Below are 19471 nucleotides of genomic sequence, written 5' to 3'. Positions count from 1 at the left end.
ATGTCTGAAGAGTTCGAACTCGACACCGCCGATCTGGCGAAACGGATGGATGGCGCAATCTCCAACCTGCGCACCGAATTCGCCTCGTTGCGCACCGGGCGCGCCTCTGGCTCGATGCTGGAACCGATCATGGTCGAATCCTACGGCCAGATGACCCCGATCAACCAGGTCGGCACCGTCAACGTGCCGGAGCCGCGCATGGTGACGATCAACGTCTGGGACAAGTCGATGGTCAACAAGGTCGAAAAAGCGATCCGCGAGAGCGGCCTCGGGATCAACCCGCAGCTCAATGGCACGATCATCATGCTGCCGATCCCGGAGCTGAACGAGGAGCGTCGCCGCGAGCTGACCAAGGTCGCCGGCCAATATGCCGAACACGCCCGCGTCGCCGTGCGTAACGTGCGTCAGGACGGCATGCAGCAAATCAAGAAGAACAAGGACGGCATGTCCGACGACGACCAGAAATTCTGGGAATCCGAGGTGCAGGAGCTGACCGACAAGCATATCAAGCTGATCGACGAACATCTTGCCTCGAAGCAGGAAGAGATCATGCAGGTGTGATCCGGGCCGGGGCTGCGGCCCAGACGACCGATGCGCCGGACGACCGATGCGATTGCGAAGCGCCCCGCGCGGGCGCTTCCGCTGTAGAGTAGAGTGAGAGACGTGATGAGCGACCAGACGCCGCGAAACATGGGCGGGCCGAAACATGTCGCCGTCATCATGGACGGCAACGGTCGCTGGGCGCAGTCGCGCGGCAAACCGCGTCTCTTCGGGCACCATGCCGGCGCCAAACGCGTCAAGGAGATCGTCCGGGCCTGTCCCGATCTCGGCGTCGAGTACCTGACGATCTTTGCCTTTTCCACGGAGAACTGGAAACGCACCCAGACCGAGGTCTCGGGGTTGATGAGCCTGTTTCGCCGCTACATCCAGAACGAGATGCGGGGGCTTGTGGCCGAGGGCGTGCGGGTGCGCTTCATCGGGGACCGGCTCAGGCTCGACAAGAAACTCCAGGCGCTGATGGACGATCTCGAAGCGGTGACGAAAGACAACACCAAGGTGCATCTCACCATCGCGATCAATTACGGCGGGCGCGACGAGGTGGCGCGCGCGGTTCGGGCGCTGGCCTGTGAGGCATCCCGGGGCGAGCTGGACCCGGAAACCGTGGATGAGACGACGCTGACCCGCTATCTCGACACCCGCGTGCTGCCGGACCCGGATCTGGTCATCCGAACCTCCGGTGAGGCGCGGATCTCGAACTTCCTCCTGTGGCAATCGGCCTATTCCGAATACGAGTTCATCGACACGCTCTGGCCGGATTTCACCGCCGAGGTCTTTGCCCAATGCGTTTCGCGCTATGCGGGCCGGGATCGCCGGTTCGGGGGCGTGAAACCATGAGCGCGGCGCCCAAACCCGGCAAATGGCGCGATCTGGCGCCGCGGCTTCTGTCCGCCATTGCGATGGTCGCCGTGGGGCTTGGGGCGGTGCTGTCGGGGCATCTTGCCTTCACCGTGCTGGTGGTCGCCGTCGGGTTGGTCGGGCTTTGGGAACTTTGGCGCATGGCCCGGGTCAAGCAGGCGGCGGGGGGCTTCGGTCCCGGCGATCAGCCGATGCTTGCGCTCTATCTGGTCGTGCTGCTTCTGGGCTGTCTTGGACTCATTTCGCTTTCGGCCGAGGGCGGGCTGGCGCTTTTGCTCTATGCCATCGGGCTTGTGGTGGTGACCGACAGCCTTGGCTATCTCGTTGGCAAGACGCTGGGCGGGCCGAAATTCTGGCCGCGGATCAGTCCGAACAAGACCTGGTCGGGCATCCTAGGCGGCTGGATCGGGGCGATGATCTTTGCCTATTTCACCCATCCTTACATGCCCGAGGGTTTTGTGCGTCTGTGGTTCTTCGTCACCTCGGCCATGGTGCTGTCCTTCGCCTCGCAACTGGGCGATATGCTTGAAAGCGCGCTCAAGCGGCGCATGGGGGTCAAGGACAGCTCGCACATCATTCCCGGTCATGGCGGCGTGCTCGACCGGTTCGACGCGCTTCTGGCCGTGGGCGCGCTCTACGTCATTCTCGCGACGATTTTCGGCTGAGGCAGAGGCATGCGACGCATTTCCATTTTCGGGGCGACGGGCTCCATCGGGCAATCGACGATTGATCTGATCCGGCGCGACCGTGAGTCCTATGACGTGGTGGCGCTCACCGGCGGCGGCAATATCGCGCGTCTGGCGCAGGATGCCATAGATCTCGGGGCCAAGGTGGCCGTCACCGCCTATGAGGACCGGCTGTCGGAGTTGCGCGCGGCGCTCTCGGGGACGGGGATCGAGGCGGCGGCGGGGGACGCGGCGCTGATCGAGGCGGCGGACCGTGAGGTCGACTGGTTCATGTCGGCCATCGTCGGGGCGGCGGGGCTGGCCCCCGGTTTGCACGCGTTGCGTCACGGCAAAACATTGGCGCTGGCCAATAAGGAAAGCCTCGTGACCGCCGGGCCTCTGCTGATGGACACAGCGAAAGAGCAGGGCGCGCGCATCCTGCCGGTCGACAGCGAGCATTCGGCGGTGTTTCAGGGCCTCGTGGGTGAGAATCCGGCAGAGGTCGAACGCGTGATCATCACCGCCTCCGGCGGGCCGTTCCGCGACTGGTCTCTGGAACAGCTCAAGGGCGCGACTCTGGAACAGGCCTGCAAGCACCCGTCCTGGGACATGGGGCAGAGGATTACGATTGATTCCGCTTCGATGTTCAACAAGGCGCTCGAAATCATTGAGACCAAAGAATATTTTGGATTCTCTCCGGATCAGATCGAGGTTTTGGTGCATCCCGGTTCCTATGTGCATGCGCTGGTGGGGTTCCGCGACGGGGCGCTGATGGCGCATCTCGGCGCACCCGATATGCGCCACGCCATCGGTTATGCGCTGCATTGGCCGGAGCGGCGCGACCTGCCGGTGGAACGGCTCGATCTGGCGAAAGTGGGCCAGTTGCGCTTTGAGGCGCCCGATGAAATCCGCTTTCCGGCGCTCAGACTGGCGCGCGAGGTGATGGCGACGGGCGGCTTGGCGGGTGCGGTGTTCAATGCCGCGAAAGAGGCGGCTCTGGACCTTTTTATCGCCCGAAAGATCGGGTTTCCCGACATGGCGCGGCTTGTGGAGCGGGTGTTGACGGAAATGTCAGCCGGTGTGAGCCTTCGGGTTAACGCTCTGAGCTTGGAGACGATTTTAGAAGCCGATAAAGAGGCACGGGCACGGGTTTTCGACCTGAAAGCAGCCTGAGGGGATTGGAGACTATGGATTTGAGCAGCCTGTTGAACAGTCTGGGCGGGGGCGCTTTCACGCTGGTGTTCTTCATCGTCGCCCTGTCGATCATCGTAACGGTGCATGAATACGGCCATTACATCGTCGGGCGTTGGTGCGGCATCAAGGCGGATGTGTTCTCGCTGGGCTTCGGCAAACCGCTCTGGCAACGCACCGACAAACGCGGCACGGTCTGGCAGATCGCCTCGCTGCCCTTTGGCGGCTACGTGAAATTCGCAGGCGACGCCAATGCCGCCTCCGCCCCCGATGCTCATGCGGTCGAGGGGCTGAGCGCCGACGAGGCTCGCCACACCATGCCCGGCGCACCGTTGTGGGCGCGCACGCTCACCGTGGCGGCAGGGCCGGTGTTCAACTTCATCTTCTCTTTCCTCGTTTTCACCGCCTTCGTGCTGAGCATCGGCAAGGCCGCCGACACGCTTGTGATCGAAAAAGTGCAGCCGATGCCCACTGAGGTCGGGTTGCAATCCGGTGACGAAGTCCTCGCGATCGAAGGCATCAAAGTGCCCGCGCCGGAGGAAATGTCGGGCTTTCTTGACACGCTGCCGCGTGCGGTGCGGGTGTCCTACACCGTGCTGCGCGACGGGCAGGAGGTCACGGTCGAAGGGCCTTACCCCTATCCGGTGATCGTTGCGGGCATCTCCCCGAAATCGGCGGCGCGCGATGCCGGGCTGAAGGCGGGCGACGTGATCACGGCGCTCGACGGTCAGCCGGTCGAGACCTTCTGGGACCTTCAGGATTATGTCGGCAGCCATGACGGCGCGGCGATGACGCTCACGATCTGGCGTCCGACCGAGGCCGGGGGCGAGACATTCGAGACCACGCTGGAGCCGCGTCGCCGCGATGTTCCCGCCGAGGATGGCGGGTTCGAAACACGCTGGCTGATCGGCATCACCGGCGGCATGCTGTTCACCGTGGGCACCGAGCCGGTGGGGATTGGCGAGGCGATGTCGGCGGGGATCAGCGCGGTCTGGCAGATCATCACCATGTCGCTGTCGGGGCTGGGTCATATGATCACCGGGGCGATTTCGGCCTGCAACATCTCCGGCCCGGTGGGCATCGCCGAAGTGGTGTCGACCTCGGCCTCCGACGGGGCGAGCAGTTTCCTGTGGACCGTCGCCATGTTGTCGACTGCGATCGGTCTGATGAATCTCTTCCCGATTCCGGTGCTGGATGGCGGACATCTGGTGTTCTACGCCTATGAGGCGGTGCGCGGCAAACCTCTGCCGGACCGGGCTGTCGGCGTGATGATGACCATCGGCATGGTGGTGATCATGGGGTTCATGGTGCTGGGGCTGACCTCGGACCTGTTCTGCAAATGATCTGAACGGATCGCTGCCGTCTGTCTTCTGCGCCCGGATCAGATTTGATGCGGGCGCAAGTTTTTTCTGTCAAACGGCAAGGCGGTCCAAATCCTGCCACATTCGACGCGTAGAGCGGGCACAGACGGGACGCGTCTCAGCGCCCCTCTTCGGTGTCGGAATGATCCGCGCCATTCCGCGATCCGTCGAAACAGGTCCGCTGGAACAGGACCGCAAAGGAGGCACAGACATGACCGCAATCCGCGCAAGCTACCGCAGCCTCAGCCAACTTGCCGATCTCAACTGGGATCGTCTGCTCTACGCCGCGACCATTGTCGTCGCACTTGTGGCGGGATCGTTCTTCGGCCACCTGTTCCTCTGAGCCCCTGTCGGGGCTCTGAAACGGGCCGCCCGTCACAAACTGTGGCAAGGCGGCGGAACCACGCTGATTTTCCTCTGAAAACAAGATGAAGGGCTTTCGCTTTCGGCGAAGGCCTTTATGCTGTGGCGTGACCGGCGCGTTCCGTTTTGACAAGGGGCGGCAATCCCGGTACTCAGCTAGGGACTTGTGGGGAATTTCGAGAAAGCTGCCATGTTCGCATTCAATGATCGTCCGACCCGTGGGGCAACGCGTTTCGCGGCCCGCGCTTTTGCTCTGTCCTTCGCGGCTTTCGCTGTCACGTCCGTGTCTTACACGGCGTTTCCGACCCCGGCCGCGGCCCAGGCCTACCGATTCACCTCTGTGTCCGTCGAAGGCGCACAGCGGGTGTCGCCCGACACGATCCTGTCCTACGCGGGAATCGCCCGCGGTCAGGGCGTCTCAGCCGCCGAACTGAACGACGCCTATCAGAAGGTGCTGGCCTCCGGCCTGTTCGAGACCGTCGAATTCATCCCGCGCGGCAACACGCTCGTGATCAAGGTGGTGGAATTCCCCGTCGTCTCGGCCATCGCGATCGAGGGCAACAAGAAAGTGTCCGACGAGGCGCTGATGTCGGCGTTGCAGACGAAAGTCCGCGGGGTTTATTCGCCGGCGGTCGTCGAGGCCGATGCCGCCGCGCTCACCGGGGCCTATGAGGTCAAGGGCCAGCTCGTCGCAACGGTGACGCCGAAGATCATCCGCCGTCCGGAAAACCGCGTCGACGTGGTGTTCGAGGTGACAGAGGGCAAGGGGGTCGAGATCGAGCGTCTGAGCTTCGTCGGCAACCGCAGCTATTCCGACAACCGGTTGCGCCGGGTGCTCGAGACCAAGCAGGCCGGGCTGTTGCGTTTCATCGTGGGGCGCGACACCTATGCCGAAGAGCGGGTCGAGTTCGACAAGCGGGTGCTGACCGATTTCTACACTTCGCGCGGCTATGTCGATTTCCAGGTGCTCAACGTCGCCGCCGAATTCTCGCGCGAGCGCAACGCCTATTTCATGACCTTCAACGTGCGTGAGGGGCAGAAATACGAGTTCGGCAAGATTTCCGTCGCCTCCGAGATCGCGGAGGCAGATGGGGCCGAATTCCTCAAGGTCAACAAGATCCGTGAGGGACAGACCTATTCGCCGCTCGCCGTCGACAACACCATCGAACGGATGGAAACGCTGGCCACGGCGAAGGGAATCGACTTCCTGCGGGTCGAGCCGCGGGTGACACGCAACGACCGGGCGCAGACGCTCGACATCGAATTCGTGCTGGTGCGCGGGCCGCGGGTCTTCGTCGAACGCATCGACATCGAGGGCAATGCCACCACGCTCGACCGCGTGGTGCGGCAGAAATTCAAGACCGTCGAAGGCGACCCGTTCAACCCGCGCGAGATCCGCGACGCGGCGGAACGAATCCGCGCGCTCGGCTATTTCTCCAATGCCGATGTGAACACCCGTCAGGGCTCCGCCGAGGATCAGATGATCGTCGATGTGAACGTGACGGAAAAACCGACGGGCTCGTTCTCCTTCGGCGGCAACTACTCGGTTTCCGAGGGCGCCAACCTGATCGCCTCCTTCAGCGAGGCGAACTTCCTCGGGCGCGGGCAACGCCTGTCCTTCAACCTGACGACCGACATCAATGACGGCAGCCTGAGCTTCAACTTCGTCGAGCCGGCCTTCCTCGGGCGCGATGTGGCCTTCGGGCTGTCCGCCGGGATCGGGTCGTCGCAGCCGTCCTATGCGGAATATGTCACCCGCCGGGCCTATGTCTCGCCGCGCCTGACCTTCCCGGTGTCGGAAAACGGGGCGCTGACGGTCAATTACCGGGCCGAGGTGGCCGAGATCGTCGAGGACGAGGATTACACCGACGCGGGTTACACCTATCCGGTGCAGATCCAGAACGACATCGACGCCGGGCGCCTCACGACCCATTCCCTGGGCTATTCCTACAGCTACGACACCCGTCGCAGCGGGCTGAACCCGAATGCCGGGATGCTGTTCAAGTTCGGTCAGGATTTTGCCGGTCTGATCGGGGGCGACACGGATTACATCAAGACCTCCGCCGAACTGACCGGCGAGATGAAGGTCTGGCACGAAGAGGTGACACTGCGCGCGACCCTCGAAGGCGGGGTGATCGACGCCGATGGTGACAGCCGGATCACCGATCGCTACTTCAACTCGCCCTCGATCATCCGTGGCTTCGAGCCGGGCGGCATCGGGCCGCGCTCGTCCAACAACGACCTGCCGCTTGGCGGCAATTACTATGCCGTGGCACGTCTCGAGGCGAATTTCCCGCTCGGTCTGCCGGAGGAATACGGTCTCTCCGGCGGTCTGTTCTTCGACTACGGCTCGGTCTGGGGGCTGGATGACGCGACGGATATCATCGCGGGCTCCGACGATCTGAACTGGCGCTCCGTGGTGGGGGCCTCGATCTTCTGGACGACGCCGATGGGGCCGTTGCGCTTCAACTTCACCAAGGCGCTCGACAAGGAAGACTACGACAAGGAACAGAGCTTCGATCTGACCATTTCCTCGAGCTTCTGACGGAGGCTCTGGATGCGGCGTGCGGCGTTTCCGACCTTTGGCCTGTGTTTCGGCCTGAGCCTTGCCCTGTGTTTCGCGCCCTTGGCGGTGCGGGCGCAGGACACGGGCGCGACCGTGCCGCCGGAAACGGAGAAGGTCAGGACCAAGCTGGTCTTTCCGGTGCTGGTGTTCGATCGGGACCGGGTGATCGCCTCGAGCGCGGCCGGTGCGGCTCTGGAGGCCCGCGGCGAGGCGGCGCGCAACGCGCTTCTTGAGGAGAACAAGCGGATCTATGACGAACTCGAGGCCGAAGAGCAGGCTCTGGCCGACATTCGTGACAGCCTGAGCGAGGCGGAATTCCGCGCCCGGGCCCAGGCCTTCGACGAAAAGGTCGTGGCGATCCGGGCCGAACAGGATCAGAAAGCGCAAGCGATCCAGACGCAATATGACGACGGGCTCGCGGGGCTCGAAGAGGAGATGAACAAGGCCTTGACCGGTCTTGCGCGCGATTTCGGCGCGGTTCTGGTGTTCGAGCGCGGGCAGGTCTACCTGATGAGCGGAGCCATAGATGTCTCGGGGCTTCTGATTGAGCGGCTCGATGCGGAGGAGGCAGAGACACCGGCGGACGCGCCTGCGGCATCGGAGCCGGACTGAGGGCGCTTGTCAGCCCCTGCCGCGATTGTTACAGCATTGTGGGAAAATGCCATCCCGCCCGCTCAAGGGCCGCGTGCGGGCCGGACCGGGGACGGGTCCGAGGCGTGAAGATGGCCCAGACAAAAGACGGCCCAGAGCCAAGCCGGGGACAAGACATGACCGAGACCACCAAACCGACCACAGCTGACATTGACCTGATCCAGCGCATTCTGCCGCATCGTTATCCGTTTCTGCTTGTGGACCGCGTGGTGGACATCGTCTGTCCGGAAAGCTGCACCGGCATCAAGAACGTGACCTATAACGAGCCGCATTTTCAGGGCCATTTCCCCGGCGAACCGGTGATGCCCGGCGTGACGATTGTCGAAGCCATGGCGCAAACTGCGGCGGTGATGGTCGGCGTCCATATGGATTTGGCCGACAAGGTGTTCAACGTCTATTTCATGAACATCGACGGCGTGAAATTCCGCCGCAAAGTGGTTCCCGGCGATCAGCTCAAGATGCATGTCACGGTGAAACGCGGCGGCGGCAAGGTCTGGAAATTCGACGGCCGCGCCGAGGTCGACGGCGAACTGGCCTGTCAGGCCGAGTTCACCGCGATGATGGACCTGACGCCGAAATCCTGAGGGCAAGACGATGAGCATGATCGACCCGAGCGCCAAAATTCACCCGTCTTCGGTGATCGAAGAGGGCGCCGTCATCGGCGCGGGTTGCGAGATCGGCCCGTTCTGCCTTGTCGGCCCGAAGGTGCGGCTTTCTGACCGGGTCACGCTCAAATCCCATGTCGTCGTCACCGGCGACACCGAGATCGGCGAGGACACCACGGTGTTTCAATTCGCCTCCATCGGAGAGATCCCGCAGGATCTCAAGTTCAAGGGCGAAGAGACGAAACTCGTCATCGGCAAGCGCAACCGCATCCGCGAATATGTGACGATGAACACCGGCACCGAGGGCGGTGGCGGTGTGACGCGCGTCGGCGATGACGGGTTGTTCATGTCGTCCTGCCACGTGGCCCATGACGCGCAGATCGGGGATCGGGTGATCCTTGTGAACTCCGTGGCGGTCGCCGGACATTGCCATATCGAGGACGACGTGATCATCGGCGGGCTGTCGGGCATTCACCAATGGGTGCGGATCGGGCAGGGTGCCATTGTCGGGGCGCTTTCCATGGTCACCTCCGACGTGCTGCCGCATGCGCTGGTGCAGGGGCCGCGCGCCGAGTTGGATGGGCTGAACCTCGTGGGTCTCAAACGCAAAGGCGTTGATCGGGACGACATCAACCAGCTCCGCGCCGCCTTCCAGATGCTCAAACAGGGCGAAGGCTCGTTCAAGGACCGCGCCCAGCGTCTGACGGAAGATTTCGACAGCGATTACGTCGCGCGCATGGTGGCCTTCGTCATGGGCGAGAGCGACCGTGGTTTCCTGACCCCGAAGTGAGGCCCGCGATGACCCGAACCGCGATCATCGCCGGATCGGGCGCGCTGCCCCGGCTTTTGGCCGAGGCGCTGAATGAGCCCGTTTATGTCACGCTTGACGAGACGGCGGTGCCGGAGGGGATCGACCATGTCACCGCGCGGATCGAGAAGCTCGGCAAGCTCTTCAAGGAACTGAAATCCCACGACGTCGGCGCGGTGGTCTTTGCGGGCGCGATGGCGCGGCCCAAGATCAATCCGATGAAACTGGATCACCACGCCTTTCGCCTCGCCCGCAAACTCGGCAAGGGCGATGATGCGCTGCTGCGCGAGGTTCTGGCGCTGTTCGAGGATCAGGGCTTTCTGATCCGCGCCGCCACCGAAATCCGTCCCGATCTTTTGCTTGCGCCCGACACGCTTTGGGGCCGCAAACCGTCGCGCGAAGACCTCGATGACGCTGCACGCGCGCAGGAGGTGCTCGACGCGCTGTCGCCGCTGGATGTCGGGCAGGGCGCGGTCTGTGCCGGAGGTCAGATGCTGGGGATCGAGACGGTTCAGGGCACCGATGCGATGCTGTCCTTCGTGGGCGCGACGCCGGAGCGGTTGCGCCGGGCCAGGGGCGTTTTCGTCAAGGCGCCGAAACGTGGGCAGGACCTGCGCATCGACATGCCGACCATCGGTATCGAGACGGTGGAAAAGCTGATCTCCGCCGGGATTGGCGGCATTGTGGTGCCTGCGGGGGGCGTGATTGTCCTGGAACAGGAACGGGTCAAAGCGCGGATCAAGGAGGCGGGGCTGTTCCTGAAGGCGCAATGACCGAGAAAGCGGTGAAGGTGTTCGTGATCGCGGGCGAGGCCTCGGGCGACAAGCTGGGGGCGGCCGCCATGGCGGGCCTGAAATCTCTCGCAGAGGTCGAGTTTCGCGGCGTCGGCGGCATGCGCATGGCGGAGGAGGGGCTTACGAGCCAGTTTCCGATGTCCGAGCTGTCGCTCATGGGCATTGCCGAGATCCTGCCGAAATATTTCCACTTGAAACGCCGCATCCGCGAGGTGGCGCGGGCCATTCTCGACTGGCAGCCCGATGTGGTGCTGACCATCGACAGCCCGGATTTCTGCCTGCGCGTCGCCGACCTTGTGAAGGCCGAAAGCGACATCCGGATTTGCCATTACGTGGCGCCCACCGTTTGGGCCTGGCGGCCCGAACGCGCCGCGAAGATGGCGAAACGCGTGGATCAGGTGCTGGCGCTGTTTCCGTTCGAGCCGCCCTATTTTGAGAAAGAGGGCCTCCGGTGCGATTTCGTCGGGCACCCGGTGGCGACCGAGGATGTGGCGAGCTTCGACGCGGTGATGACCTTGCGCGCCACCTGTAATCTGATCGACAAGCCCGTCGTTTTGATCCTGCCCGGCTCGCGCAAAGGCGAGATCAGCCGTCTTGCGCCGATTTTTGGCGAGACTTTGGGGCATTTCGCCAAGACCCACCCGGAGGCAGGCTATTGGCTGGCGGTGGCGCCGGGGCTTGAGGATCATGTGCGCGCCGCGATCAAGGATTGGCCTGTCGAGGTCGAGCTGTTCACCGACCCGGTAAGCAAATCCGTGGCCTTCCGGGGTGCCGATGTGGCGCTGGCAGCCTCGGGGACGGTGTCTCTGGAACTGGCGGCCAATGACACGGCAATGGTGATCGCCTACCGGATGAACTGGCTGACCGAACAAATCGTCAAGCGCAAGCTCTTGGTCGACACGGTGACCTTGGTCAATCTGGTGTCCGAGAGCCGCGTGGTGCCGGAATTCCTTGGCCCCGACTGTATCCCGCAGAAGATCGCGGCGAGCCTGTCGCATGTGGTCAACACTCAGGGGCACGAGCAGCGCGCGGCCATGAATCTGACCATGGAACGGCTCGGGCGTGGCGATGAGGCTCCGGGGCTTCGGGCGGCGCGCGCCGTCTTGGACGGAATCTCCGAGGCGCGGGCCGTGGCCTGAGTATTTTCACAGCAAAGGAAACGCAGGGACACGTCAGGCGGCGTCGCGCCAGCGTTCCAGATGCGGGATGTGGCGTGTTTTGAGCCAGGCGAGCAGGGCCAATGTGCCATGGTCGCGCAGTTTCCCGGAACAGAGTGTCTGCATGTCCTGCGCGGTCATGTCGGGATCGACGAATGCACCGTCGAGATAGCAGAACGAGCAGAAATGATCGGACCGGGTTCCGTCGGCATTGCGCCCGCCGCCCAAGGGATCCTGGGACAAAGGCATGCCGCAGCTTTGGCAGAATTTCATAGGCGAAGTCATGGCGCAGCCCTCCATTGCAACCATGAGGAGAAGGCTAAGGCGACTCATCGCGGCGATTCTTTGCGCTCGGTCAATTCGAGGCGTAGTGTGATCGCCGGAGGTGTGCGATGGGTCGAGCCGTTTTCTGTGTTGCTTTGATGTTTTGCGTCCTGTCGGCGCAGGCCGATGACCTGACGGTCGGGGATTTGGTCGCGGAGACCGCCCGTGGGGCGGAGATTTATGCCGAGAAATGTGCGCGATGTCATGGCGGGACGATAGAAATGGTCCTAGCGCCCGAGGACGCGTCGCGAATCGCAGCGTTTCTTGCCTCGCACAAGACCCGTTTCGATCAGGACCGAACAGATCGGGACAACGCCGATCTTGCGGCCTATCTGGTGAGTCTGTCTCCCACTCAGCGCAACTGATCAGTTGATCTGGTCTTCGATCTCTTTGGTGCGTGCGCGGGTCAGCTCGACCCGGCACGACCGGATTGCGATCCCCGTGCCGGAGCCGCCGCCAAAGCCCGCGCCGACAGAGTCGCATTGCGCGTCGCGGTAGGTTTGCCACGCGGTTTGCGAGGCCTCCAGAGCGGGCAGGGCAACTTCGCGCCCGGTGATCTCATCGAGCTCCTGCGCGGAGCTGCGGGCAAAGCCCAGCATGATCTCCATCGCCGCGTTCGCCTTTTCCTCGGTCTCGGCCACACAATCGGCGATCTCGACCTGCGACCCGAGGCCGATAGAGCATTCCGTCGACGGATCGGCGAAAGCCGCCACCGGCAGGAGGGCGATCAAAGCGAGGCGTTTCATCTCAGCGTCCTTTCCAGATCCAGCCGCCGCCATAGATGCGCGGGCTTTCCGGATCGTAGAACACACAGGCCTGCCCTGGCGAGACGCCTTCTTCGGCGGTCGCGAGTTCGACCTCCGCTTCGGTCTCCGAGATCGGGCGGACGATGGCCTCGCGCGGCGGGCGGGTCGAGCGCACCTTGACGTCGAGCACCCATTCCTTGCGAGACATGAAGGGCTCATCGCCCAGCCAGTTGATCTCCCGCACCGGGATCGTCCGGGTCGCCAGCATGTCTTTCGGGCCGACAACCACCTGCCGGTTGTCGACATCGAGTTTCACCACATAAAGCGGATCGGCCAGCCCACCGATGCCAAGCCCGCGGCGCTGGCCGATCGTATAGTGAATGACGCCCTTGTGGGTGCCCAGCACATTGCCGTTTTGGTCGACGATCTCGCCGGGTTCGGCGGCGCCGGGGCGCAGTTTCTCGATCACCTGCGCATAGTTGCCATTCGGCACGAAACAGATGTCCTGACTGTCGGGCTTATCGGCAACGGAAAGCCCGTATTTCGCCGCCAGCGCCCGCGTCGCATCCTTCGACGGCAAATGACCCAGAGGGAAGCGCAGATAGGAGAGTTGCTCCGGCGTGGTCGAGAACAGGAAATAGCTCTGATCGCGGTTCGGATCGGCGGCGGAGTGCAACTCCGGCCCGTTCTCGCCCATCACGCGTTGGATATAATGCCCGGTCGCCATGCAATCGGCATCGAGATCCTTCGCGGTGTTCAACAGATCCTTGAACTTCACGCGTTCGTTGCAGCGGATGCAGGGCACGGGGGTGGCCCCCGCCAGATAGCTGTCGGCAAACTCGTCGATCACGGCATCCTGAAAGATGTTCTCGTAATCGAGCACATAATGCGGGAAGCCCATCTCCTCGGCGACGCGCCGCGCGTCATGAATGTCACGCCCCGCGCAACAGGCGCCTTTCTTGGCCAGAGCCGCGCCGTGGTCATAGAGCTGCAAAGTCACGCCGACCACGTCATAGCCTTCTTCGGCCAGTTGCGCCGCCACGACGGACGAGTCGACGCCGCCCGACATGGCCACGACCACGCGGGTGTCCTTGGGGGGCTTGGCAAAGCCCAAAGAGTTCAGCGGGTGTGCGCCGTCGTCAAACATGAACAAATCCTTTCGGGAACTGCTCCGCTATATAAGAAAATTCGAGCTATTCTCAAGTCCCGGCTTCACCCCCCATTAAGAGGATTGCGGCACAAAGGCTGTGCAATTCAAGATGAGGGTGAGCGTTATGTATCTCAAGAAAGTCGATGGCCCCCGTGCGGTGACCCTTCCCGATGGGTCGATCATGACCCGTGCCGATCTGCCGCCGAAGGACACCCGCCGCTGGGTCGCCTCGCGCAAGGCGGCCGTGGTGAAGGGGGTGGTCTTCGGCTTGATTCCCGTCACCGAGGCGCTGAAAATGTATGGATTGTCCGAAGAAGAGTTCAATTCGTGGAAAAATGCCATCACGGAGCACGGCGAAGCGGCGCTGAAAGCCACCTCTGTGCAGAAATATAGACAACCTTGAGTTGAAATCCGAAAAAGGTTAAATCTGGTAACGTGTAGTTAACCATTTTTAGCCATCTTCCTAACAAGCGAACGCAACAAGAACGTCATTGGAAGAAAAACGGAGAGCCAAGGTTATGCGTATTTTGCTGGTCGAAGACGATCCCACCACCTCGAAAAGCATCGAATTGATGCTGTCGCACGCCAACCTCAACGTCTACACGACGGACCTTGGCGAAGAGGGGATCGATCTCGCGAAACTTTATGATTACGATTTGATCCTTCTCGATCTCGGGCTGCCCGACATGAACGGCCATGAGGTGCTGCGGCAATTGCGCCTCGCGCGCGTCGACACGCCGATCCTGATCCTGTCGGGGGCCGACGATACCGAAAACAAGATCAAGGGCTTCGGCTTCGGCGCCGACGATTACCTGACAAAGCCGTTTCACCGCGAGGAACTGGTCGCCCGCATTCACGCCATCATCCGCCGCTCGAAAGGCCATTCGCAATCGGTGATCCGCACCGGCAAGATCGAGGTCAATCTCGATGCGAAAACCGTCTCCGTCGGCGGCAAGCCGGTGCATCTGACCGGCAAGGAATATCAGATGCTCGAACTCTTGTCGCTGCGCAAGGGGACGACGCTGACCAAGGAAATGTTCCTCAACCATCTCTATGGCGGCATGGACGAGCCCGAGCTCAAGATCATCGACGTGTTCATCTGCAAGCTGCGCAAGAAACTCGCCAACGCCACCGACGGTGCGAATTACATCGAGACCGTCTGGGGCCGTGGCTATGTGCTGCGCGATCCGGAACCTGGTAGCAGCCATGGCGACGAACAGATGGCGATCGGGGCCTGACGCCATCGGGCGAGATATTTGTACCCGGCGGTATCTGCGCCGCCGGTCCCGTAACCCGTCGAGACGTTTTCTCACCTCCGTGGATATCATACTGGACCTCCCCGCGCCCCTCTCCTAAATCAGAGAGAGGCATCTGCGGGGAGGTATTTTCATGGCTGACGATCTGACACAGGAAAAATCTGTTGCGACAAAAGCCACCTCTGCGCTGAGCGTGGAGGAGGCGCGTGCGGAGCTTGCGCGGCTCGCGGATCTTTTGGCCGGGGCCAACACGGCCTATCACGCGGACGATGCGCCGGTGATGTCGGATGCCGATTACGATGCGCTCAAGCGCCGAAATGCCGAAATTGAAGCACGTTTTCCCGATCTGAAACGCGACGACAGCCCGACCGAGCAGGTCGGTGCGGCCCCGTCCGAGGGCTTTGGCAAGATCACCCATGCCGTGCGAATGATGTCGCTCGCGAATGCCTTCGACGACGAGGATGTGGCGGAATTCGACCGTTCCGTGCGCAAATATCTCGGCGCTCCGGGCGAGATCGCCTATACCGCCGAGCCGAAAATCGACGGGCTGTCGCTTTCTTTGCGCTACGAGCAGGGCAAACTCGTCTCGGCCGCCACCCGCGGCGATGGCGAGGTCGGTGAGAATGTCACCGACAATGCCCGCACCATTGCCGACATTCCGCAGGAGCTGACCGGTGCGCCCGAGATTCTCGAAGTGCGTGGCGAGGTCTACATGTCGCATGCCGATTTCGAGGCGCTGAACGCTCGCCATGCCGAGCGCGGCGGCAAGACCTTCGCAAATCCGCGCAACGCTGCCGCCGGGTCCCTGCGCCAGCTCGATGCCGAGATCACCCGTGCGCGGCCTCTGAAATTCTTCGCCTATGCCTGGGGGGAACATTCCGAGCCGTTAGCCGATACTCAGATGGGCGCGATTCACCGCCTCACCGAACTGGGATTTCAGACCAACCCGTTGACCAAGCGCTTCACCGACATCTCAGAGTTGATCGCACATTATCATGAGATCGAGACGCAGCGCGCCACGCTCGGCTATGACATCGACGGGGTGGTCTACAAGGTCGACCGGCTAGACCTGCAACACCGTCTCGGGTTTCGCTCCACCACGCCGCGTTGGGCGATTGCGCATAAATTCCCGGCGGAACTCGCCTGGACCCGGTTGGAGGCCATCGACATTCAGGTCGGTCGCACCGGGGCGCTGTCTCCGGTGGCGCGTCTGACCCCGGTGACCGTCGGCGGTGTCGTCGTCTCGAATGCCACGCTGCACAATGAGGATTACATCAAGGGTCTCGATAGCAAGGGCGAAGAAATCCGCGGCGGCAAGGACATTCGCGTCGGCGATTGGGTGCAGGTCTACCGCGCCGGTGACGTGATCCCCAAGGTCGCCGACGTCGATCTTGCCCGACGCAAGTCCGACGCGTTGCCATACGCTTTTCCGACAACCTGTCCTGAGTGTGGGTCGGATGCGATCCGCGAAGAGGGCGACGCGGTGCGGCGCTGTACCGGCGGGTTGATCTGTCCCGCGCAAGCTGTTGAAAAGCTGAAACATCTCGTCTCGCGCGGTGCGTTCGACATCGAGGGTCTGGGCGCGAAACAGGTGGAGCAGTTCTATAAGGACGGTTGGGTGAAAGAACCCGCCGACATCTTTGAACTCAAAGCGAAATTCGGCCCTGGAAACCTGTCGCAACTGAAGAACCGAGAAGGTTGGGGCGAGAAATCCGCCCTCAACCTCTTCGACGCCATCGACACCCGCCGCGACATTCCGCTCGCCAGGCTGATCTTCGGCCTGGGCATCCGGCACGTTGGGGAAAGTTCTGCAAATCTGCTTGCAACCCATTATGGCACCTGGGAAAACTTCGAGAGTGCGATGAAAACCGCAACCGTGGGCACGGGGCCGGAATGGGACGATCTCCTGTCCATCGACGGCGTGGGCGAGGTCATGGCGACTTCGGTGATCACCACGTTCCATCAGGAGGCCGAACGTGCCTCCATCGACCGTCTGGTCGCGCATCTCCGGCCCATCGAGGCGGAAAAACCGCAAAATGACAGTCCGGTCAGTGGCAAGACCGTGGTCTTCACCGGAACGCTCGAAAAGATGACCCGGGCAGAGGCCAAGGCCCGCGCCGAGGCGCTTGGCGCGAAAGTCTCAGGCTCGGTCTCGGCAAAAACCGATTTGGTCGTGGCCGGTCCGGGGGCTGGCTCGAAAGAGAAAAAAGCCCGCGAATTGGGCATTGAACTGCTGGACGAAGACGGCTGGCTCGCTTTGATCGGGGACGCATGAATTCAGGTCGGCCAGATATCCTGTTTCCGCTGTTCGCGGGCCTCGAAACCCTCGCGGGTGTCGGACCTAAAACCGCGAAGCTCTTGCCCGCGCTCGGGATTGAGCGGCCTCGTGATTTGCTGTTCACCCTGCCGAATGCGGTGGTGGACCGGAGGCGGCGCGACAGTCTGCGCGAGGTCGCGCCGGGGGAGATTGCCACGGTCGAAGTCACCGTGCTGCGCCACCAGCCGCCGAGCCGCAAGGGGCTGCCGTACCGGGTGACCGTCGAGGACCGCGAACTGGCGTTTCAGGTGGTGTTCTTTCGCGGTGCGCCGAAATGGATCGAGGCGCAATTGCCGGTGGGCGAACGGCGGCTGATCTCCGGCAAGGTCGAGATGTATGACGGCCAGTTCCAGATGCCGCATCCCGATCACATCCTGTCGCCCGAGGAGGCGGGAGAATTGCCGGGGTTCGAACCGGTCTATCCGCTGACGGCGGGCGTGACGCAGAAAACCATGGCCAAAGCCAGTGCGGCGGCGCTTGAGCGGGTGCCGGAGTTGGCGGAATGGATCGACCCGGCGCTGAAGGCGCGCGAAGGTTGGCCGGATTTCGACGTGGCCCTGGATCAGGCGCACCGGCCCTTGTCTCAAAGCGAAGTGTCGCCCACGAGTGCAGCGCGGCAACGCTTGGCCTATGACGAATTGTTTGCCCATCAGGTGACGCTGGCTCTGGCCCGGGCGCAGGTGCGGCGCGGCAAGGGACGGGCGAATGAGGGCAATGGCGCGCTGCGGGGCAAGGTCCTGGCCGCGCTGCCGTATCGGCCGACCAGGGCGCAGGCCCGCGCGATGGAGGAGATCGCCGCCGATATGGCGACGCCTTTGCGAATGAACCGGCTGTTGATGGGCGATGTCGGGTCGGGCAAGACGCTTGTGGCGCTGATGGCTCTGCTGGTCGCGGTCGAGGCAGGCGGGCAGGGTGTCATGATGGCTCCCACGGAAATCCTTGCGCGTCAGCACCTTGAAGGTTTGCGCCCGATGGCGGAGGCGGCAGGCGTGGTGCTGGAGCTTTTGACCGGGCGGGACAAGGGGCGCGCACGCGAGGACAAGCTCGCGGCCCTCAAACGTGGCGATATTCACGTTCTGGTCGGCACCCATGCGGTGTTTCAGGAGGATGTGGCGTTTCACGATCTGCGGCTGTCGATCATCGACGAGCAGCACCGGTTCGGGGTGGCGCAACGTTTGGCGCTGGCGCAAAAAGGCCAGGCTGTGGATGTGTTGGTGATGACCGCGACGCCGATCCCGCGTTCGCTCTCACTGGCGCAATATGGCGATATGGATGTTTCGGTGCTGGACGAAAAACCGCCCGGACGAACACCGGTCAAGACCGCGCTGAGTTCCATCGAACGGATGGACGAGGTGGTCGCGCATCTGAGAGGAGCGATTGCGCAGGGACGGCAGGCCTATTGGGTCTGCCCGCTGGTCGAGGAAAGCGAAGTGGTCGACATGATGGCCGCCGAAGAGCGGTTCAAGACGCTCCGCTCCGCTTTCGGGGAGGGTCAGGTCGGCTTGGTCCACGGTCAGATGGCCGCCGAGGATAAGGACCGGACCATGGCGGAGTTCGCCGCTGGACGGCTGTCGGTTCTGGTGGCGACGACGGTGATCGAGGTGGGGGTGAACGTGCCCAACGCGTCAATCATGGTCATTGAGCGCGCGGAAGCTTTCGGTCTGGCGCAGTTGCATCAGTTGCGTGGACGGGTCGGGCGGGGCGATGTCGCCTCGACCTGTCTTCTGATGTACAAACCTCCGCTGACCGAGACCGGGCGTCGGCGGCTGGAGATCCTGCGCGAGACGGAGGACGGGTTTCGGATTGCTGAGGAAGACCTTGCCATGCGGGGTGCGGGCGATGTTCTGGGCACGGCGCAATCCGGGCTGCCACGGTTTCGCGTGGCGGATCTGGAGCGGCAATCGGCGCTGATGGCGTTGGCGCAATCGGATGCACGCAAGCTTTTACATGACGATCCGAAGCTCCAGACTGAGCGCGGGGCGGCAGTACGTGTGCTTTTGTGGCTCATGGGGAAGGACGAAGCGATTCGTTTGATTTCAGTGGGTTAGTTGGAACTCGCATCGCGTAATTCCATTTTGTTCGCGAATGTTCTCAAAAAGTT

At 62.6% G+C, this 19471-nt stretch carries 20 protein-coding genes; 17 read left to right on the top strand and 3 right to left on the bottom strand.

The window, feature by feature from the left end:
* The 12 genes from frr to lpxB all read left to right on the top strand — a co-directional run bounded on the left by frr (position 1) and on the right by lpxB (position 11559).
* Positions 1 to 561 carry a ribosome recycling factor gene (gene frr, locus CEW89_RS03885; RefSeq protein WP_066709640.1) on the top strand — a complete coding sequence of 187 codons (561 nt, stop codon included), beginning with the start codon at positions 1 to 3 and terminating at the stop codon, positions 559 to 561.
* 105 nt (positions 562 to 666) lie between these two features.
* The gene (locus CEW89_RS03880; protein WP_096804964.1) at positions 667 to 1395 is read left to right on the top strand and encodes an undecaprenyl pyrophosphate synthase; all 729 of its coding nucleotides are present in this window, start codon (positions 667 to 669) and stop codon (positions 1393 to 1395) included.
* Positions 1392 to 2081 carry a phosphatidate cytidylyltransferase gene (locus tag CEW89_RS03875; RefSeq protein WP_066709647.1) on the top strand — a complete coding sequence of 230 codons (690 nt, stop codon included), beginning with the start codon at positions 1392 to 1394 and terminating at the stop codon, positions 2079 to 2081. Before CEW89_RS03880 ends, CEW89_RS03875 begins: the two co-directional genes overlap by 4 nt.
* A 9-nt stretch (positions 2082 to 2090) precedes the next feature.
* The gene (dxr, locus tag CEW89_RS03870; protein WP_096804963.1) at positions 2091 to 3254 is read left to right on the top strand and encodes a 1-deoxy-D-xylulose-5-phosphate reductoisomerase; all 1164 of its coding nucleotides are present in this window, start codon (positions 2091 to 2093) and stop codon (positions 3252 to 3254) included.
* Positions 3255 to 3268: 14 nt separating this feature from the next.
* Positions 3269 to 4615: an RIP metalloprotease RseP gene (gene rseP, locus CEW89_RS03865; RefSeq protein WP_096804962.1), complete on the top strand. Its 1347-nt coding sequence runs from the start codon at positions 3269 to 3271 to the stop codon at positions 4613 to 4615.
* A gap of 229 nt (positions 4616 to 4844) precedes the next feature.
* On the top strand, positions 4845 to 4976 hold the full coding sequence (locus CEW89_RS21390) for a hypothetical protein (protein ID WP_274377292.1): 132 nt from the start codon (positions 4845 to 4847) through the stop codon (positions 4974 to 4976).
* Positions 4977 to 5186: 210 nt separating this feature from the next.
* Positions 5187 to 7541: an outer membrane protein assembly factor BamA gene (bamA, locus tag CEW89_RS03855; RefSeq protein ID WP_096807123.1), complete on the top strand. Its 2355-nt coding sequence runs from the start codon at positions 5187 to 5189 to the stop codon at positions 7539 to 7541.
* A gap of 12 nt (positions 7542 to 7553) precedes the next feature.
* Complete coding sequence (locus CEW89_RS03850; RefSeq protein ID WP_096804960.1) at positions 7554 to 8174, top strand: OmpH/Skp family outer membrane protein; 621 nt, start codon at positions 7554 to 7556, stop codon at positions 8172 to 8174.
* 155 nt (positions 8175 to 8329) lie between these two features.
* Positions 8330 to 8797, top strand: a complete 468-nt coding sequence (gene fabZ / locus CEW89_RS03845) for a 3-hydroxyacyl-ACP dehydratase FabZ (protein ID WP_096804959.1) — start codon at positions 8330 to 8332, stop codon at positions 8795 to 8797.
* A 10-nt stretch (positions 8798 to 8807) separates the two neighbouring features.
* Positions 8808 to 9608: an acyl-ACP--UDP-N-acetylglucosamine O-acyltransferase gene (gene lpxA, locus CEW89_RS03840; protein WP_081423994.1), complete on the top strand. Its 801-nt coding sequence runs from the start codon at positions 8808 to 8810 to the stop codon at positions 9606 to 9608.
* A gap of 8 nt (positions 9609 to 9616) precedes the next feature.
* Positions 9617 to 10399: an LpxI family protein gene (locus CEW89_RS03835; RefSeq protein ID WP_096804958.1), complete on the top strand. Its 783-nt coding sequence runs from the start codon at positions 9617 to 9619 to the stop codon at positions 10397 to 10399.
* Positions 10396 to 11559, top strand: coding sequence for a lipid-A-disaccharide synthase (gene lpxB, locus CEW89_RS03830; RefSeq protein WP_096804957.1), 1164 nt, complete (start codon positions 10396 to 10398; stop codon positions 11557 to 11559). The genes CEW89_RS03835 and lpxB overlap by 4 nt, the downstream gene beginning before the upstream one ends.
* Positions 11560 to 11592: 33 nt before the next feature.
* On the opposite strand, the gene CEW89_RS03825 is transcribed toward lpxB, so the two are convergent.
* Positions 11593 to 11862 (bottom strand): zinc ribbon domain-containing protein, encoded by a 270-nt coding sequence (locus CEW89_RS03825; protein WP_238379792.1) that lies wholly within the window; start codon positions 11860 to 11862, stop codon positions 11593 to 11595.
* A gap of 107 nt (positions 11863 to 11969) precedes the next feature.
* Here CEW89_RS03825 and CEW89_RS03820 point away from each other — a divergent pair, with 107 nt between their 5' ends.
* On the top strand, positions 11970 to 12266 hold the full coding sequence (locus CEW89_RS03820; protein ID WP_066709679.1) for a c-type cytochrome: 297 nt from the start codon (positions 11970 to 11972) through the stop codon (positions 12264 to 12266).
* Here CEW89_RS03820 and CEW89_RS03815 read toward each other — a convergent pair whose 3' ends face one another.
* Together CEW89_RS03815 and mnmA are read right to left on the bottom strand one after the other, a co-directional pair.
* Positions 12267 to 12647, bottom strand: a complete 381-nt coding sequence (locus tag CEW89_RS03815) for a lysozyme inhibitor LprI family protein (protein ID WP_096804956.1) — start codon at positions 12645 to 12647, stop codon at positions 12267 to 12269.
* A 1-nt stretch (position 12648) separates the two neighbouring features.
* The gene (gene mnmA / locus CEW89_RS03810; protein ID WP_066709687.1) at positions 12649 to 13794 is read right to left on the bottom strand and encodes a tRNA 2-thiouridine(34) synthase MnmA; all 1146 of its coding nucleotides are present in this window, start codon (positions 13792 to 13794) and stop codon (positions 12649 to 12651) included.
* 127 nt (positions 13795 to 13921) lie between these two features.
* On the opposite strand from mnmA, the gene sciP reads away from it, so the two are divergent.
* The 4 genes from sciP (at position 13922) to recG (ending at position 19418) form a co-directional block, all read left to right on the top strand.
* A complete protein-coding gene (gene sciP / locus CEW89_RS03805) occupies positions 13922 to 14200 on the top strand; it encodes a CtrA inhibitor SciP (protein WP_066709690.1) in 279 nt (92 codons plus the stop codon).
* 115 nt (positions 14201 to 14315) lie between these two features.
* Positions 14316 to 15035, top strand: coding sequence for a response regulator transcription factor CtrA (gene ctrA, locus CEW89_RS03800; RefSeq protein WP_096804955.1), 720 nt, complete (start codon positions 14316 to 14318; stop codon positions 15033 to 15035).
* A 151-nt stretch (positions 15036 to 15186) separates the two neighbouring features.
* Positions 15187 to 17328, top strand: coding sequence for an NAD-dependent DNA ligase LigA (gene ligA, locus CEW89_RS03795; protein WP_096804954.1), 2142 nt, complete (start codon positions 15187 to 15189; stop codon positions 17326 to 17328).
* Positions 17325 to 19418: an ATP-dependent DNA helicase RecG gene (recG, locus tag CEW89_RS03790; protein WP_096804953.1), complete on the top strand. Its 2094-nt coding sequence runs from the start codon at positions 17325 to 17327 to the stop codon at positions 19416 to 19418. Before ligA ends, recG begins: the two co-directional genes overlap by 4 nt.
* The last annotated feature ends 53 nt before the right edge of the window (positions 19419 to 19471 follow it).

It is taken from the genome of Celeribacter ethanolicus (genome assembly GCF_002407265.1).
Lineage (GTDB): Bacteria > Pseudomonadota > Alphaproteobacteria > Rhodobacterales > Rhodobacteraceae > Celeribacter > Celeribacter ethanolicus.
Note: the sequence above shows the minus strand (reverse complement) of the source record. Positions and strands in the feature narration are given on the sequence as shown.